Here is a 16,581-nt window from a genome sequence, read left to right as displayed (position 1 = left end):
TTCGCGCTTTTTGTTGGGATTTTGACATTGCTTGGAGTGGTTGTTTTGCGATTGTTGTATCCTTTGCGGAGGCTTAAAAAATCGCTAAAATCTTTTATCAGCGAGATGGAGCTATCTAGCCACAAAATCAATACACAAGATGAGATAAGCGCGTTAATCGTGTCGTTTAATATGATGAGCGAACAAATAATGCGTATGCTAAAATCGCGAGAACTTATCCTAAAAAGTCTAGGACACGAGCTAAAAACCCCGCTTACTAAAATGCGACTTTTTATCGAGGTATCTCAAAAAGAATATCCATATATGGAAAAACTCCTGCCACACATAAGCGGGCTAAAGCACCTAATCAACAATATTTTGGAGCTAGAGCGACTAAATAGTGGCAAGACGCAATTAGAATCTAGTCGATTTTTTGCCGAAACGCTTGTGTTTGAGACGCTAAAAAACTTTGGCGATACGGAGGAAAAAATACGGCTAGAAATGAGGGAAAATTTTGTGATTTGTGGCGATTTGGAGCTACTAGCAAGGGCATTGCGAAATCTCATAGAAAACGCGCTTAAATACAATGAATCTCCGTTTATCAAAATCATTATAGGCGATGATGCTTGCGCGCAAAATGCCACGCTAGCTAGCAAAAAAATGGAGCAACAAAATAATGACGCACAAAGTAGCACAAACAAAACACAGGAGCAAAATCTAGCAAAGCATACAGCAAAATCTAGCGACATAGATGACGCAAGCAGGACAAAACACAATGCAACAAAACTGCTAGGCTGGGGGAATATAAACTACACTACTGCTTTAGAGCTAGAATCTTTGAGGGATTCTTTTGTCTCGCCTAATTTTAAAAATACGCTAAATAGCACGCTACAAACGCAAAACCCTAAATGTATATCTATCGTAAGCAAATCCCCGCCACTTACGCACCCATTGGATTATTATACCGAGCCTTTTGTGCGTGATGATACGCATAATGCGCTCCCCGGACACGGGCTTGGGCTATCAATCGTTAGCGATATTTTGGCATTGCACGGATATGCTTTGCAATACAACTACCATAGACAAAAACATTATTTTTCGATGGTTTTTACGCGCTTGGATTAAATCGATTTTGATTAGTTTTATGCCTTTTTGCCTTAGATTTTGGCTAGATTTATCCCTCAAATGCAAAAGGTTTTATCACGCTAGAATCGATTAGATTTTGCATTGTTTGTATGGTGGTGTTTATGATTTTTGTGATTTGTTTATGATTTAGGCTAGATTTTTTGTGCGGGATTATGGTGTAGATTTTGTCTTTAGTCGCCCATCTGTGCGTATCTTTGCGCGAATATAGCCCTATTGTTTTTATGCCTTGAATATAGGCTAGGTGTATGCTTCCTGTGCTTGGGCTTATCATTAGGCTTGATAGATTTGCAAATGCGATTAGGAAAGATAGGGTGTTGTCATTTGGGTAGATGATTAGTTTTTGTTTTTTGGGATTTGGCAGGGAGGATAAAACGGGGTGGTTTTCTACTTGGGCGATAAAATCGTTATGCACGCTAGGAAATGTAAGGATTAGAATAAATAGATTTTGGTTTTTGGGGTTTGTCAAAATCTGCCCTACCATATCCAAAAACGCGCTTAAAGGCAGGGTATGTGTCGCAGCATTGCTAAAAGGATTTACAAAAATCATAAAAGGATTTTTGGCAGAATCTACATTGTCGCTATTTGTAGGATTTTGGGTAGAATCTAGGGTATTTTTGGATTTTTGTTTGGAGTTTGGTTTGGGTTGTGGCGTTTGTGCGTTTTTTATTTGTTTATGCAAAAAGTCCTTTGCGTGTTGCTCTATATCGGGGCTAATTTTTAGCTTTATCTCATTATACAGGGCAGAATCTAGCTCTTTGATTACGCGCTCAAAATTGTCATAAGTGATTTTTTGATGTTGATAATTTTCTAGCGCACTTTTTTGTTGCCCCCCCCCCGTCTTAGTTTTTTGCTTAAGTAAAATCTCTCTTACAAACTCATCAAACGCATTTGTATCAACTAGCCTAACAAGCACACATAGCGCGTCTTTGGCACTTAGTTTGCGATATTTGGCAAAAAATAAAAGTGGCGGGTATTTGGTTTTGGTAGAAAAAAAAGAAGCGAATTTTAGGGCAGTGATGATGGGCGTATCTAGTGGTGATAAAAGCCTAATGTATTGTGATTTTGGATTGCTTAGCAAGAAATAATCACAACGATATTTTGTGATAATGTTTAGAGATTTTTTAGATAAAGAGCCAATATCTAGTATCTCATCTGCGCTATCTATAAAATCAACAAAATCTAAAATCTCTTTTAATAGCGCGTTTCCAAAAATGATAAGCCTGCAATTATACGCTTTTTTGGCAAGGTATAGGGCTTTGATAGCCATAATATTATCGCCAAGTCCATAATGATGAAAAAATCCTATTGTTATGTTTTTTGTCGTGTTTTGGGTTGCTTTTATGGGTGTATTTGGTGGGGTGTTTGGCGTGATATTTGGTGGGGTTATATTTTGCGTTGTAGAGGTGTTTTTTATGTTGTTAGTATGTGGCATATTAGATTCCTTTTTTAAGATTTTGTTTTGTGCTAGATTGTGTATTTTTGGTTTCGTTTAGATTTGTTTGATTTTAAAAATGTAGCTAAAAAAATGGCATTATAGCAAAAACATTTGCAATACCAAAAAAAGAGCAAAATGCAAAAAATGCTTTTTATTAGTTTTTTTTAAGTAAAATCTTAGCGCAATTTTTGCGATTGCAAATTTAGCCATAGCAAGTAGTGTTTGTGCTATTTGCAAACTAGACTAAAAGGAGAAAAAATGGCACTTTATGATAGAAATCTAAACAATGCAACTGCTACAAGCCAAATGGCTTATGCTGATGAAAGCGCACTTGTTAATTTTGTCAAAACGACTTATAAATTCTTTGGTGCGAGCTTACTTTTTGCCACTATTGGCGCACTTATTGGTTTGCAAAATTTTGCGTTTGTGCTTGAATATCGTATCGGTATTTTTATCGCTGAAATAGCTGCACTTATCGCACTATTTTTCTTGCGTGCAAAGCCTGCGATAAATATCGCGCTACTTTTTGTATTTACATTTTTAAGTGGCGTAACACTTGTGCCTTTGCTAGGCTATGTCGTTGCTCGCTCTGGCTTAGATGCGGTATGGCAAGCACTTGGTATGACGACTATCGTCTTTGGTGTGATGAGTATTTACGCGCTAAAAACCAAAAAAGACTTAGCAAATATGGGCAAAATGCTCTTTATTTCGCTTATTGTCGTGTTTGTTTGCTCGCTAGTAAATGTGTTTTTCTTAAACAGCACTCCATTTCAAGCCCTAATCTCTGCGGCTTGCGTGGTGCTATTTAGCCTATATGTAGCGTATGATACACAAAATATCGTTCGCGGGCTTTATGATAGCCCTGTGCTAGCAGCGGTAAATCTTTACTTAGATTTTCTAAATATCTTTATAAGTCTTTTGCAACTTATAGGCATATTAGGTGGAAATGACGATTAAGATTTGGGCTAGAATCTAGAGCGATTATTTCGTTTATCGCGCTAGATTTTTGATTTTTAAGCTAGGTTTTTTAGGTGTTTGTAAATGCCTAAACCTAGCTTTTTTTATTTGTGCAGATTTTCCACTCCGTTTGCGACTAGCAGGGCAAAATCTTTTGCGATTCTTGCATTTCTACTTCCCATTTTTGTGGCAAAATTTAGTGCTTTTTGCCTAGCGATTTTTGAAACTTCATTTAGATTTTTTTCATTTATGTTACTACTTAAATTGTCGCTTAAATCGCTGTCGTTTAGGTGCTGTGGGTTTGATAAATCTAGTCCTGTTATCCCCTCTTTTTGCAAAAATATTTCTACGCATTCAAGGTATTGCTTTGTGCCAAAATCATAAAATCCAATCTGTAAGCCAAATCTATCGCTAAGGCTTAGCTCCTCTTGGACTATGCTATGCTCAGGGGTATTATCAGCACCTGCGTTTTGGATTAGTTTGCGGATATTAGAAGTCGCATATAGCAGTATATTTTGCGCATGCGCTTCAAGCGAGCCTTCAAGCACGCTTTTGATACTTTTATACTCATTTTGCTCTGCGCGGAAGCTCAAGTCATCACAAAAAATAATAAACTGATATGGCTTATCTCTTAGCGCATCAAAAAGCAATGGCAAAAGCAAAATATCCTTGCTATCAAGTTCGATTACACGCAACGATTTTGGGTAGAAAGATTCTAGGGTTTTGTTATTTTGATTGTGCTGTTTTTTGTTTTCGTCATAGATTCCTAAAAATTCGCCTAAAACCTGTTTTACACAAGAGCTTTTGCCACAGCCTCTAGCACCCCAAGCAAGCACATTTAGCGCGGATTTGCCCGACAAAAAACTAGCCGTATTTGCCCTCAAAATCTCTACTTGCTCTTCTAGCCCGATTAGATTTTCTACTTTGTCAAAATCCCTAATGCTATGTAAATAGCAAAAGCTATCAAACCTACGCAATACAAACGCTTTGTGCGCTTCAAAATCCACTTCTAAAAGTTTTTCAAAAACACTATTGCCCCAAAAAATCTCCATAAAATCTCCGTTATTTTCTTGCTTTTTTTTGCCTAAAACGAATGCTAAAAATGCGCTTTGCAAACTGCTAGTGCAAAAATGCTACTACTGCGAAAATCTAGCGCGAAAAATCCACCAAAATCATACCCATAAATGTCTCTTTAGGCAGGATTTGTTTTTTAGGTGTTGAGCCACTATCTTTTGGGCTAAATGCGCTATCTAGGCTAGAATCCACCACAAAATCCCCATATTTAAGCAAACTCTCTAGCACATACCCGCTAATTGTTCGCCCACCAAAATGATATTCTACCTTAGCCCACACTCCGCCGATTTGGCTAGATTCTAGCGCGTTTGTCTTGCTTATCACATAGAGTTTGCGCCCCTTTGGAGCTTTTGCCACAAAGGACGAAACTTCACTAGGCATACTTCGCACAAACGCACTTGAGACGATGACTTGCGCGGATTTTTTATCTATTTTTTGTGTGCGTTTTTTTGTAGATTCTTGGGTGGATTCTTTTGTGGATTCTTTAGAGACTTCGTTAGGGGCTTTTTGGGTAGATTCTTGGCTTTTTGCATTTTGGCTAGCGTTATTTGCGCTATTTTTGTTGATTTGGGCATTTGTATTGTCTGTATTTTTTGCTACCATAGTCGTATCCAAATCCACCACAAAATCCCCATATTTAAGCAAACTCTCTAGCACATACCCGCTAATTGTTCGCCCACCAAAATGATATTCTACCTTAGCCCACATTCCGCCGATTTGGCTAGATTCTAGCGCGTTTTCCTTGCTTAGCACATATAGTTTGCGCCCCTTTGGGGCTTTTGCCACAAAGGTCGAAACTTCACTAGGCATACTTCGCACAAACGCACTTGAGACGATGACTTGGGCGGATTTTTTTGGATTTGTTGGATTTGTAGTTTTTGATATGTCAGATTCTAGTGAGGCATAGCGTGGATTTTGCAAGATATATGCGCTAGATTGTGGCATTTGATGTTGTTTTTTATAAAACTCTATTCGATACAGATTCCCTGCTTTATCGATACTTGCTAGGGGATTTAGATATTCTTTTTTGATTAGGATTTTGTTATTTTTGGGTTTAGATTTTAGCCCTACCACCTTTATGTCATATTCGCCTAAATCCGCGATTTCTACAAAATCTATTGCTTTTATGACTTTGCCAAAGGGGATTTTTTGCTCTTTATTATCGATATTTGCGCTGATTTGCCCTTCTTTAGATTCGCTAAACTCCACATATTTTGGCGTAAATTTTGTCATTGAGTTGTTGCCATATTTTAGCGTTAGGGCATTGCCTCTTGGCAAAAATCCTAAAATCTTAGCCCTAGATTCTATGGCAATTTTATCAAAGCTTTTTTCAGCAGGCAGTGGAAAATCCGCAATCTCGCCTCGCAAATCAAAAAGCGGAAAGCTAGGCATTCCCTCTATGCTAAAAGATAAATTTTTATCATATATCACCCTGCCTACACCATCTACGCTAAGGGTAAAATCTCGCTCAAATTCTATCCCTACTTTTTCTAGCAACGCCTCAATGGCAAGCAAGTGATAATACACCCTCTCTTTTAGATTTAGCGTCTTGCTTGCTTCGTTTGCAAAAGCTGGCTTGCCCTCATTTATCGCATAAAAAGTTAGTGATTTTTGCATCTCTTTGTCTTCTTTTGCGGTTTTGGTATTGCGCACGCGATATTCGTGTAGAGGCTTTAAGATGTTAGCATTTACGCGCTTTGTGATATGTGTAGCGATTTCATTTAGCTCGCCAAATCGCACGCCATCTAATCGCTCTTGATCAATTATAGTGCAATTCCCCCACCGCTTTGGGCTAAGCAATTCGCTTTGGTGTGCGTGGCGATAAAACCCGCTACCATCGTGCAAATGCAGCACGACATCGACTTGCGGATTAGAAATGATTGATTTTACGCGATTTATTAGCGGGGATTCTGGGTCTTTTGGCGATAGGGTAGCAAACTTACGATTCATATCATCATAAATCCCGCGATGATTTAGAAGCATTGAATGCGGGTTTATCACGGGGATAACCCATACGATACCTTTTGTGATTTTGTAATGATTTAGAAATACATTTGTGGCGTTAAATCCACCGGGCTCATCGCCTTGAATCCCGCCTATGAGAAGCAAAGTGGGGGATTTATTAGGATTTTCATTGGTAGATTCTTGTTTTGACTCAAGTTTGAAAAGATGAAAATCTATGGGTTTTAGATTTTGGGAGCTGGCAAATGCTAGGGCGACACAAAGCCATAAAAATAACAATCTCATAGCAATCCTTAAAAAATATGTTTGGTAAAAAGCGTGATTATATCGTAAGCGAAATAATAAAACAAAAATCACTCTAAGCCACACCCAAAAAAGCACAACGCAACTGCAAAAATCAAATAATAAACCACATAAAACGGAATGATAAATGCTTTTGATAAATACTTTTTAGAAGCGTTTATAAGCATTTGCATTGCGATATAAATGCGATTTTTATCTTTGTCATCTTAGCCTAAGGAGAAACGATGCAAAATAAGGCAAATGAAATCATTGAGACTTTTAAAAAACACATAAAAGAGCAGGGCATAGAGCCACAATCCCTAGCAAAAAACGCCCTAAGCAACATAGAAGCTATCCAATCTGCAAAAACCCATTTGCCCTTTGTAGCACAGCGCAAAATCCGCAACTTTGGCGAAGATATAAAAAGCGCAAATGAACTAACAGGCGCGCTTCAAACACTTCAAATTACATTTAAAAAGCTATTATCCCTCGCAGATGAACTAGATGAGATGGATAATGCCACAAAAAGTAGCGATGAGGCAATGCAGAAAAAATCACAGATTTTGGCACAAATAAAAGAGCGCGTAGAAATGGCTACTTTTATGGGCGAGGGATTGTTTGACACTGCTTTAAGCGCGAAAATGGGCAATAAAGAGATTTTGCTAGAAAATCCATCGCCTATGCCATTGCTTGAAAATGATAATGCAAAATCTGCAAAAATAGGGCATTTTAAAACATATATTGAGGAAAAATCATTAGAAATAAACGAGGCTTTATCTCATCTAAGCAACGCAATCTCAAATGCCGAAATATTTGACAAAGCACAAGATTTTGGGGATTTTGATTCTAGCGCTGATTCTAGTGTGTTTGAGAGATTTGACAAAAATATATTTAGAAATATGAAATAAATACAAAATTTAGATTTTGTATGGCAATTACGCCCAAATAACATATAAATATAATGTTGCATTCAAAGTTTTTGATTGGTTTATGATATTTGTGGATATAATAGCGATTTTTTAAAACTAGCAATTTTTAGCAAAATCTAACATAATTTTTAAGGATAAATATGCCTTTTTTAGCTACATATATCGGGGCATTTTGTGCGCTAAACCCCGAAGAATGTCCCAAAGAATACACGCGTGTAGCCATAGGAGCGCAATACTCACAAATAAAAAATCAACCAAACCAAAGTCAAATTTTTGACGCACAAATCTATGGAGGCTATGTAAATTTAGAAGGTGGAATCTCTAGCAAGACTTCTCGCGCACGCTTTGTCATTAGCACAAAACTTGGCATAGGCAAGCAAGAATCTAGCCTATCTAGCCCAGAATTTACAAAGCAAAATCTAGCTATTTTTGGCGAGATACGCCCAAAAATAGGGCTAAATCTAGCTACAAAAAGATTCCCACTTTATCTAAATGTCGCTTATGTATTTGAAGCATACACTTCGCGCAAAAAAGGCGGTAGTAGCGGATATTCATATTTATTTCATTATTTTGGTGGCGAGGTGGAGGGCAAAATCCCTTTTGGCAAAAAAATCGCACTAGAATATGCTATGGGGTATGATTGGCTTTTTGGTGGGGGATATGGATTTGAAATGGCGAAAGATTCTAGTCTAAGTGGATATGGGCTAAATGGGCATAGCTACGCGCTAAATGCAAGTGTAGGCATAGCATACACACCAAATCCGCAACAATCATATTACTTAAAAGTGATTAGCAGGTATCAAAATCTAGGGCATTCAAATGTCGCAGAGAGTAAAAATACTCAAAATATCTCAAGGGCATTAAGTATGCCATCAATGCGAAACATAGTAGGAATGCTTGAAATGGGGATTGAATTTTAGGGATTTGTGAAAAAAATATTTTTGGCAAAATCGTATAAAAGGCTGTGAAAATACGCAAAAATAAACGAGCAAAAATACGCATAAATTTGTTTTTAGATGTTGTTTGATTGATAGATATTGGATTTGTTTTTGCTTTTTTGTGTGGATATGTTTTTAGTTTTTAGTAGCGTTGTTTGCGATAGTTTAGGCTTATTTGGTGTTTTGTTTTTAAATGTTAGATTTTGCATTTTTTGATAAATTTTTGTGAGGTGTATTTTGCGTGTTGATTATGGATTGCCACAGACTTCGCTTAGCTCACTTTTGTCTAGCAAGATGACAAATGCGCAAGAATCTACGCAAGATTTTGCACAAGAATCCTCCAAACAATCCACGCAAAAATCCACAAAAGATTTGCAAAATCCACAAAAACTTCAACAATCTTTGCAATCCAAAAAATCTAGCAAAATCCAAAACAATCAAACAGATGAAACACAAGCCCAAAAGATTTCACAAGAGGGGGCAAACAAATCTAGGCAGACTTATGGAATGGAGATTTTGGAGCTAATGAGTGATAAGGAATATAGCGCGTTTGTGATGGCGAGCGAGGGAATGAGCGAGGGAGAAAAACTAATCGCAGCCCAATCGCTTTATAGCTTGAGAGAAGACTATAAAGGGAAGGGCGCACCACAAAATGTAAAAAATCCATATACCAAGACAAATCGCGCTTTTGGGCGATATAATGACTTTTTGGAGCGGTATAAGGCGTTTTATTACGGGGTAGAAAAAGTAGAGATTTTGGGTTAGGGATTTTGGGCAAAAATGGGCAAAAATAAGATTTTAGATTTCGACAATTTCTATGGTTTGTTGCAAGGCTGGTTTTGTATCTAGCGTTTGAAATGCTTGTTTTGATTGCTGTGGTTGAGTGGTTTGAAGTGGGAAAGGAAGTGCGTTTGCTAAAATCTCACTTAAAAATTGCCCTCTAAATTTTAGCCAATATGCCCTATCGCATACGATGATTAGCTGTTTTTTTATGCGACTTATTGCGACATTTAGGGCGTAAGCTGCGTTTGTATTGTGAGAATCAGTCAAGTGATGATGAAGCATCACAGGAGAAAAAATCACCGTGTCAAACTCCTGTCCTTGCGAGCCGTGAATCGTCCAAACTGCGCGATAAGACACGCCACATTTGCTAAGTAATTTTTTTTGTTTAACAAATGGCGTGATAACTGCATAATCCTCAAAATTTTTCAAAATCATAGAATCTTTGGAATCATTAGAATCATTAGGATTTAGCCTATGCCTAGCTTTTTGCACTTCGTTTATAAGCGATGCGATAGTGTTAGCTTCTGTGATATTTTGCTTGTCCTCGATGATTGCATTTGGGCAATCTATGTAAAAAATCTGCGTATCTTGTTCCTTGCCTTTTAAGCCATTATGATAAATGTGAGAATCTAAGATTTTGGCTAGATTGTCCCCGTAGCGGTGTGTTTGGCGGAGGGTGCAAAAAGTGGTTTTTGCGTTTTTAGATTCTATGAAAGATAGCGTGCTAGATTGGGATTTGCTAAAAATGGGCGCGTTGCTTTCGGCAGGATTTTCAAAAAAATCCTCCAAAAACAGCGAAGAGAGATTAAAAAGATTTGCCCAGATTTTGTCGCCTTTGATTTGAGAGGGTGGCATTTCACAGATTGGCATTAGCTGCTTATGGTCGCCAAGTAGCGTGATAGGGGCATTTTGCGTGGTGAGGGCTAGGGCTTTGATAAGCGGGGTAAAAGCGCACTCATCTAAGAAAAAATGATGAAAATCTATGCCTAATGTGGCTTGCTTTGCGATAAATCCGTCCATCGTCATACCGATGACTATGGCTTCTTTTATCCTATTTTTTGGGACATTTGAGCTAAATAGATTCTCTTTTGCCTTTTTTGCTAGCACCTGCGGGTCGCACACTTCGGTGTATTTTTCTAAAAACGAATTGCTAGGCGTGCCAAGTCGCAAAATCTTTTCTCTATTTAGCCCCAACTCATCAAATTTTCTAATAAGCGCGCTTAGCACTTGCTCTAGGGCGGAATTTGTCGGGGCTAGCACGCACACAGGCAACCCCTCATAAATATAGCATAGCAATGCTTCAAAAAGCACGACTTGAGTTTTGCCACTGCCCGGTGCCCCCCAAATATAGCTAAAAGGCGTATTTAGCGCGCATAAAAGTGCGTTTTTTTGCTCTTCATTTAGATAGTCTTTTATGGATTTTTGAGTAGGCACAACACAGGGCTTTATGCTAGGCAGGGCAAACCTTTCAGCTTTTTTAAAAAATATTTCTAAATTGGTGATTAAAAATTTTAAATCGCTAAAAATCTTTATGTCTTGTGTGTAGTTTTTGATAGTTTCTAATAAGGCAAAATCTAAGCATTCAATGGCTAAAACCCCTGTTTTTTCATCATAAAATAGGACAGAAAATCCAGCCTCATCGCTAAGGGGCAAATATTTTCCATTCAAATCCATCATTAGCGCATCAGGATTTACAAATTTTGCCTTGATAAAAAATTTAATAACGCTAGAATCAATATTTGTGCGGAGGATTTGGAGTTGTTCACAGCCTAAGTTGTTTTGTTCTAAATATTCATAGTAGATTGTAGTGGCGTTTGTGAGAGCTGTTTTTGTAAGCTGTGTTTGTTGGTTCATTTTGGCGTTTGTTGTTGTGGGTTGGGGTGGATTTTGTATCGCTAGATTTAAATGATAAGTCTAAAAAGCTATACTAGCATATTATCAATGTCATATAGATTTGGCTTTTGTTTGCTAAGCCACAGCGCACACTCTAGCGCACCTTTGGCAAAAGTAGCGCGATTTGTGGCGTTGTGAGTAAATTCTAAATATTCGCCCTGCATATAAAACCCCACCGTGTGTCTGCCCGCGACATCGCCACCGCGAAGAGACACCACGGTTATTTGCCCATCTTTTCGCTCGCCCGCAGACGCCCTATCTGTGATAAATAGATTTTGTGGATTTTGGGCTAGATTGCTATTTTTTGTATTTGTATCGCTTAGCCCTCGTCCTTTTGCGCAGGAATGAGCTAAGGCTAGGGCTGTCCCGCTTGGTGCGTCTTTTTTGAAACGATGATGAATCTCGCTTATTTCTATATCTGCGTTTTGTAGTTTGGAGGCTACTTCTTGGACTACTTGTCGCAGGATTGCCACTCCTAGCGACATATTTGCAGCATAGAGGATAGGCGTGTGCTTGCTTAGAGAATCTAAAAGGGCAAAATCATCTTTGCTAAGCCCTGTCGTGCCTATCACACAAGCGGGCAAAGCAGGGATAGCAGGGGAAGCGGGGGAAGTAGATTTTGGTAGGCTAGATTTTGGTTTGCTTGATAGGCTATGATTGTCATTAGAATCTAGCCTTTTTTGTAGCGCGTTTAGCAATGAAGCTGTGCCACTTCGTGCGCTAAAATCTATCACCACCTCACACGAAGTGATAAATTCATCTAAATCATTAGTGATAAGCGTTGGATTTTGATTTGGCTTTTGACTTAGTGCATTTGGGGCAAAATCTAGCTTTTCACGCACAAACATAGCACTTAAAATCGCCTTGTTAGATTGAGTGATTTCATCGATTAGTAGTTTCCCTACGCGTCCTGTGCTACCTAATAAACCAATTTTTACTTGCTCTATGTCCATAATCGCCCCGAAATGTCAAAATCTAAAATATCAAAATCTAATGAAGTGAGTCAAGATAAGCTATCGCGCTAAGTGCCGCAGCTGCGCCATCTCCAGCGGCACATACCACTTGCTTTGGTGCATTTATGCGTATGTCGCCCGCTGCAAAAAGCCCTTTGATATTTGTTTTCATTGATAAATCAACGATGATAGAGCCATTATCCTCGCTAGCACAAAGCATAGAGCCATCATCTTGTTTTAACACTTGCGTATTTACTTCATAGCCTACAAAGATAAAAATCCCAGAGAATTCTATCTCTTTTTTCTCTTTTGTTTTTGTGTTTTCTAGCACCACAGAAGTAGCTTTTTTGTCATTGCCCTTGACTTCAATGGGTGCATAAGGTGTCAAAAACTCGATTTTAGGATTGCTCCTAGCGTGTTCTAGCGTGATGGGTGCGCCACGAAACTCATCTCTTCTATGCACGAGCGTTACTTTTGCGCACATTTTTGTGAGATATATCGCTTCTTCTAGCGCAGTATCGCCACCGCCGATTACGACTACTTCTTTGTCTTTGTGGAAAAATCCATCGCAAGTCGCACAAGTGCTAATACCTTTGCCCCAATACTGCTCTTCGCCCTCTATTCCCATTTTTCTAGGGCGTCCGCCTGTGGCTAAAATCACCGATTTTGCTTCTACTTGGCTATCTACATCATAATGTATGACAAAATGTTCGCCTTTTTTGCTGATTTGTCGCACTTCTGCCATTTCGCGCTTTAGCCCGAAACGAAAACATTGCTCCTGCCACGGCTCCATAAAATCTAGCCCACTTTTTATTTCTGCTACTCCCGGATAGTTTTCGATTTCGCTACTGCCTGTGATTTGCCCACCGGGCATACCTTTTTCAAACAAAACCACATCTTTTATCCCGCCTCTTGTGGCATAAAGCCCCGCAGTAAGTCCTGCAGGACCTCCACCGATAATTGCTACATTTAACATATTTTCTCCTTTGTTGTCAAAATGTATTTTGATATGTTTGCATTTATATAATGCAAAGTGTATAAACAAAAAAAGCTAGATTCTCTTGGCACATACCAAAAGAATCTAGCCCCGAAAAATCAATGACTTAAGAATGTAATGTATCCAAAAAGTCTAAAAACACTCTTAAAAGTTATGAAAACAATTTATAGCAATGCTTCAATCTTGCTCGCAAGAACCGCTTTGCTATGCGCTCCTACGATTTGCTCGACTACTTGTCCATCTTTCATAAAAAAAATGGTAGGAATATTGCTGATTCCGTATTCTTCTGAAATAGCCTTTTCCTCATCGACATTTACTTTGCAAATCGCTGCTTTTCCTTCAAAATCGCTTGCAAGCTCATCAATCACGGGAGCTAGCATACGGCAGGGACCACACCAAGGTGCCCAAAAATCTACCATAGCCACACCGCTTTTGGTTACTTGCTCGAAATTGTCTTTTTTTAGTTCAATGTATTTTCCCATTGTTGTTCTCCCTAGAAATTATAAATAAAGGCAGGAAAATTTTATAACGATAAAATAAACAAAATCATCTATAAAAATAAATATTTTGCGTTTTGGCACTTTTAGTAAGCAAAAATACTGAAATCTATCAAAATCTACCAACATAAAAACGCGCTAGAATGCTATGTTTGCAAGTGGTGATAAATGGCATAACAAATATTTAGATATATGCTTTTTGTAGATTTTGACACTTTTGGCATTTGATATTTGTTTTTAAGACTTTTTTAGCCATTATACATTAAACCGAAAGTGCATTACATCGCCGTTTTTTATTTTTTGATTTTAAGCTATCGTTGCGTGGCGTTAGTTGTGAATGCGTTTGATTTAGAATCTGTCTTTTTGTATTCTATTGTGTGTGTATTTTGCTTAAATGGTATAAAGTCGCCTATATCCCACCACAAGCAAAGGATACAAGAGAGGCAATCTATGGCGTGATTCATAGCTCTCAAGTGGGCTTTGAATGCGAGTAGGATTTTAACAACATAAATTTACATAGCTACAATCTCAATCCAAAAGCGCGAGAATAAAGCGATTTTAGATACAATTCACGCGAATCTAGTGAAAATTTAAAAAGGGAGAATAAACAATGAAAAAATTCAGTGTAATGCTTTTCGTGGCGGTTTTGTCGGTAGCGTTTATAGCGTGTGGGGATTCAAAGGATTCGCAAGTTGAATCTAATGCAAATTCACGCGAATCACAAAGCATAGATTCTAACGATTCGCAGGTTGAATCTGGAGTAGTTTCAAGTGTGAAAACACAAGATTTAGGCGAATCCAACAATAAATCTACACGAGATTTAGCGCAATCTAGCACAAATCCTGCCATCGCAATAAATTGTGATAAAAAAGAATATGATTACGAAGAGAACTCGCAAAAGTGCATTATTACAGGCTCTAATAGCATAGAGGAAGCCATAAAAGCGCATTTGCAAAGCGAGATAAGCGATGATTATGAGGTTTTGCGTAGAATAAACAAAACAATCTCCACCATTAAGCTACCAAATGACAATGTCAAAATGGAACATCAAATACAAGTATGCCTAGATGATGAAATTACGGATTGCGAATTAACATCTATGTCTGTTATCATAACGCGCAAAAGCAAAGATGAAATAGTCGTAGAATACACCCCTAGCGCATTCTATAAAAAAACTTATAAACAAACCCAAAATGGCGTAGAAGTGATAAATGAGAGCTATATTTAAATATTTGAGGGAAACAAAATGAAAAAATTAAGTTTGGTAATTTTTGTGGCGATTTTGGGATTTGTGGCGTGTGGTGATTCTAGCAATTCAAAAGATTCAGGCGAATCTAACAATAAATCCACGCAAGATTCACAAGATTTGCGCGAATCAAAAAAAATAAAAGGGTAAATTATGCAACAAAAAGTTGCTACAAAGATTCTAAAAATATGTCTCTATGCTTTGGCGTGTGTAAATCTAGCAAACGCAGAATCTGCTAATGAAGCAAAACCTAGCTTTGATTGTGTCAATGCAAAAAGCAACACAGAAAAAATGATATGCAGTGATGAGAGTGGAGAATTGCAAAATTTAGATAGATATATGGGCGAAGTTTATACGCAGCTTATCTATGAGCTAAAAAAATCAAATTTTAGCGATAAAGACAAAAGATTAAAGGATATTTTGCAATCCCAAAAAGAGTTTATCCGCGATAGAGAAAAACTCATTGATACAGATGGCATAAAGCATTTATATCAAAAAAGAACCATAACATTGCTAAAAGACTTGGGGGCGGTGCTAGATTCTAACAATAAAGAATTATGCGAATATGCAAGAGCATATAAAGATGATTTAAGCAAATGGAGAGAAATCTCACCATCAATTAAACCTCCATTTAGTATAGGATTGTGTGCCTTTGCACGAAACAATAGAGATGTCTTTTTTGAGACTTTTTGCACTAAAAATGGAAAAATTAAAAAAGATAAAGTGGCAAAAGCCATTCGCGAAAAATCTCCATATATAAATTTCCCATATAGCTATGAAAGACAGATTGATATTGATAATGATGGGACATTAGAAAAGGTAATTATCACAATAGGGAGCTATTTTAGAGTGCTTTGGATATATAAAAATGGTAAGCTAGATGAAAAAGCAAGCGATAGAATCTATGGCGATGATTTACATTTGAGAGGGTCAAAAACCACAGAGAGTATTTGTATAAGCAGCGAGGAGGCTTGTATGGCATTAACCACATACGCTCTTCCAGCAAATAAAATTTCACAACGATTGGACTTTATGGGAGATGAGCTTGGTTTTATGCCTATATTAAGCGAATTATCTTATGGGGTTATGGAGTTTGAAGGCAAAAATTATATCACTCTCTTGAATGGGAGATTTTTTGGGGACGAAGCAGAAAAATATCCAAATGTCAGAATCTATCTTTTACAAAATAACAAAAGAGAATTAAAATGCACTTATTTCAAGCGAATAAGCGATAATGTGGTAGAACAATAAATGCTTTATCGCACACATAGAGTGGGCGATTCGAGCAACGATTCATAGATTCACGCAAATCTAGTGAAAATTTAAAAAAGGGAGTGAAGTAATGAAAAAGTTAAGTTTGGTAATTTTCGTGGCGGTTTTGTCGGTAGCGTTTGTGGCGTGTGGGGATTCAAAGGATTCACGCGCATCACAAAGCATAGATTCTAACAATTCGCAGGGCGAATCTAGTGAATCTAGCGCGGATTCAAGCATAGATTCAAGTGCGAATCTG

15 protein-coding genes are annotated in these 16,581 nt (G+C 37.8%); 8 read left to right on the top strand and 7 right to left on the bottom strand.

Features of this window, described 5'->3' with window-relative positions:
• Positions 1-1,104, top strand: a 1,104-nt coding sequence (locus tag ACWIX0_RS10790) for a histidine kinase dimerization/phospho-acceptor domain-containing protein (RefSeq protein ID WP_454174008.1), incomplete at its 5' end; no start/stop codon positions are given.
• A 49-nt stretch (positions 1,105-1,153) separates the two neighbouring features.
• Here the strand turns inward: ACWIX0_RS10790 and ACWIX0_RS10785 are convergent.
• Positions 1,154-2,557, bottom strand: coding sequence for a hypothetical protein (locus ACWIX0_RS10785; protein ID WP_454174007.1), 1,404 nt, complete (start codon positions 2,555-2,557; stop codon positions 1,154-1,156).
• Positions 2,558-2,818: 261 nt separating this feature from the next.
• Between ACWIX0_RS10785 and ACWIX0_RS10780 the strand changes: the two genes are divergently transcribed.
• Positions 2,819-3,517, top strand: a complete 699-nt coding sequence (locus ACWIX0_RS10780) for a Bax inhibitor-1/YccA family protein (RefSeq protein ID WP_454174006.1) — start codon at positions 2,819-2,821, stop codon at positions 3,515-3,517.
• A gap of 104 nt (positions 3,518-3,621) precedes the next feature.
• Here ACWIX0_RS10780 and ACWIX0_RS10775 read toward each other — a convergent pair whose 3' ends face one another.
• Positions 3,622-4,569, bottom strand: coding sequence for a DUF815 domain-containing protein (locus ACWIX0_RS10775; RefSeq protein WP_454174005.1), 948 nt, complete (start codon positions 4,567-4,569; stop codon positions 3,622-3,624).
• A 97-nt stretch (positions 4,570-4,666) separates the two neighbouring features.
• A complete protein-coding gene (locus ACWIX0_RS10770) occupies positions 4,667-6,838 on the bottom strand; it encodes a M99 family carboxypeptidase catalytic domain-containing protein (RefSeq protein WP_454174004.1) in 2,172 nt (723 codons plus the stop codon).
• A gap of 242 nt (positions 6,839-7,080) precedes the next feature.
• Here ACWIX0_RS10770 and ACWIX0_RS10765 point away from each other — a divergent pair, with 242 nt between their 5' ends.
• From ACWIX0_RS10765 to ACWIX0_RS10755, 3 genes are all read left to right on the top strand, one after another.
• Positions 7,081-7,743, top strand: coding sequence for a flagellar FLiS export co-chaperone (locus ACWIX0_RS10765; protein ID WP_454174003.1), 663 nt, complete (start codon positions 7,081-7,083; stop codon positions 7,741-7,743).
• A gap of 161 nt (positions 7,744-7,904) precedes the next feature.
• Positions 7,905-8,684, top strand: coding sequence for a hypothetical protein (locus tag ACWIX0_RS10760; protein WP_454174002.1), 780 nt, complete (start codon positions 7,905-7,907; stop codon positions 8,682-8,684).
• A 255-nt stretch (positions 8,685-8,939) separates the two neighbouring features.
• Positions 8,940-9,467, top strand: a complete 528-nt coding sequence (locus tag ACWIX0_RS10755; protein ID WP_454174001.1) for a hypothetical protein — start codon at positions 8,940-8,942, stop codon at positions 9,465-9,467.
• A 33-nt stretch (positions 9,468-9,500) separates the two neighbouring features.
• Here ACWIX0_RS10755 and ACWIX0_RS10750 read toward each other — a convergent pair whose 3' ends face one another.
• From ACWIX0_RS10750 to trxA, 4 genes are all read right to left on the bottom strand, one after another.
• Positions 9,501-11,339, bottom strand: coding sequence for an AAA domain-containing protein (locus ACWIX0_RS10750; RefSeq protein WP_454174000.1), 1,839 nt, complete (start codon positions 11,337-11,339; stop codon positions 9,501-9,503).
• A gap of 68 nt (positions 11,340-11,407) precedes the next feature.
• Positions 11,408-12,331 (bottom strand): 4-hydroxy-tetrahydrodipicolinate reductase, encoded by a 924-nt coding sequence (gene dapB / locus ACWIX0_RS10745; RefSeq protein WP_454173999.1) that lies wholly within the window; start codon positions 12,329-12,331, stop codon positions 11,408-11,410.
• A gap of 37 nt (positions 12,332-12,368) precedes the next feature.
• A complete protein-coding gene (trxB, locus tag ACWIX0_RS10740; protein ID WP_454173998.1) occupies positions 12,369-13,307 on the bottom strand; it encodes a thioredoxin-disulfide reductase in 939 nt (312 codons plus the stop codon).
• Positions 13,308-13,492: 185 nt separating this feature from the next.
• Positions 13,493-13,810 carry a thioredoxin gene (gene trxA / locus ACWIX0_RS10735; protein ID WP_023927023.1) on the bottom strand — a complete coding sequence of 106 codons (318 nt, stop codon included), beginning with the start codon at positions 13,808-13,810 and terminating at the stop codon, positions 13,493-13,495.
• Between the two features lie 625 nt (positions 13,811-14,435).
• Between trxA and ACWIX0_RS10730 the strand changes: the two genes are divergently transcribed.
• From ACWIX0_RS10730 to ACWIX0_RS10720, 3 genes are read left to right on the top strand one after another with little or no spacing between them, the layout of a single operon-like run.
• Positions 14,436-15,053: a hypothetical protein gene (locus ACWIX0_RS10730; protein ID WP_454173997.1), complete on the top strand. Its 618-nt coding sequence runs from the start codon at positions 14,436-14,438 to the stop codon at positions 15,051-15,053.
• Positions 15,054-15,071: 18 nt separating this feature from the next.
• The gene (locus tag ACWIX0_RS10725) at positions 15,072-15,221 is read left to right on the top strand and encodes a hypothetical protein (RefSeq protein WP_454173996.1); all 150 of its coding nucleotides are present in this window, start codon (positions 15,072-15,074) and stop codon (positions 15,219-15,221) included.
• Positions 15,222-15,224: 3 nt separating this feature from the next.
• Complete coding sequence (locus ACWIX0_RS10720; RefSeq protein ID WP_454173995.1) at positions 15,225-16,322, top strand: lysozyme inhibitor LprI family protein; 1,098 nt, start codon at positions 15,225-15,227, stop codon at positions 16,320-16,322.
• Positions 16,323-16,581: the final 259 nt, after the last annotated feature.

The sequence above is a fragment of the Helicobacter sp. T3_23-1059 genome (genome assembly GCF_053654515.1).
The sequence above is the reverse complement of the archived record's forward strand: the minus strand, read 5'-3'. Positions and strand labels throughout refer to the sequence as shown.

What these genes read in the sequence shown, in the direction of transcription:
- ACWIX0_RS10785 (WP_454174007.1), bottom strand. Translation starts at nt 2,557, where the DNA reads ATGCCACATACTAACAACATAAAAAACACCTCTACAACGCAAAATATA.
- ACWIX0_RS10780 (WP_454174006.1), top strand. Translation starts at nt 2,819, where the DNA reads ATGGCACTTTATGATAGAAATCTAAACAATGCAACTGCTACAAGCCAA.
- ACWIX0_RS10775 (WP_454174005.1), bottom strand. Translation starts at nt 4,569, where the DNA reads ATGGAGATTTTTTGGGGCAATAGTGTTTTTGAAAAACTTTTAGAAGTG.
- ACWIX0_RS10770 (WP_454174004.1), bottom strand. Translation starts at nt 6,838, where the DNA reads ATGAGATTGTTATTTTTATGGCTTTGTGTCGCCCTAGCATTTGCCAGC.
- ACWIX0_RS10765 (WP_454174003.1), top strand. Translation starts at nt 7,081, where the DNA reads ATGCAAAATAAGGCAAATGAAATCATTGAGACTTTTAAAAAACACATA.
- ACWIX0_RS10760 (WP_454174002.1), top strand. Translation starts at nt 7,905, where the DNA reads ATGCCTTTTTTAGCTACATATATCGGGGCATTTTGTGCGCTAAACCCC.
- ACWIX0_RS10750 (WP_454174000.1), bottom strand. Translation starts at nt 11,339, where the DNA reads ATGAACCAACAAACACAGCTTACAAAAACAGCTCTCACAAACGCCACT.
- dapB (WP_454173999.1), bottom strand. Translation starts at nt 12,331, where the DNA reads ATGGACATAGAGCAAGTAAAAATTGGTTTATTAGGTAGCACAGGACGC.
- trxB (WP_454173998.1), bottom strand. Translation starts at nt 13,307, where the DNA reads ATGTTAAATGTAGCAATTATCGGTGGAGGTCCTGCAGGACTTACTGCG.
- trxA (WP_023927023.1), bottom strand. Translation starts at nt 13,810, where the DNA reads ATGGGAAAATACATTGAACTAAAAAAAGACAATTTCGAGCAAGTAACC.
- ACWIX0_RS10730 (WP_454173997.1), top strand. Translation starts at nt 14,436, where the DNA reads ATGAAAAAATTCAGTGTAATGCTTTTCGTGGCGGTTTTGTCGGTAGCG.
- ACWIX0_RS10725 (WP_454173996.1), top strand. Translation starts at nt 15,072, where the DNA reads ATGAAAAAATTAAGTTTGGTAATTTTTGTGGCGATTTTGGGATTTGTG.
- ACWIX0_RS10720 (WP_454173995.1), top strand. Translation starts at nt 15,225, where the DNA reads ATGCAACAAAAAGTTGCTACAAAGATTCTAAAAATATGTCTCTATGCT.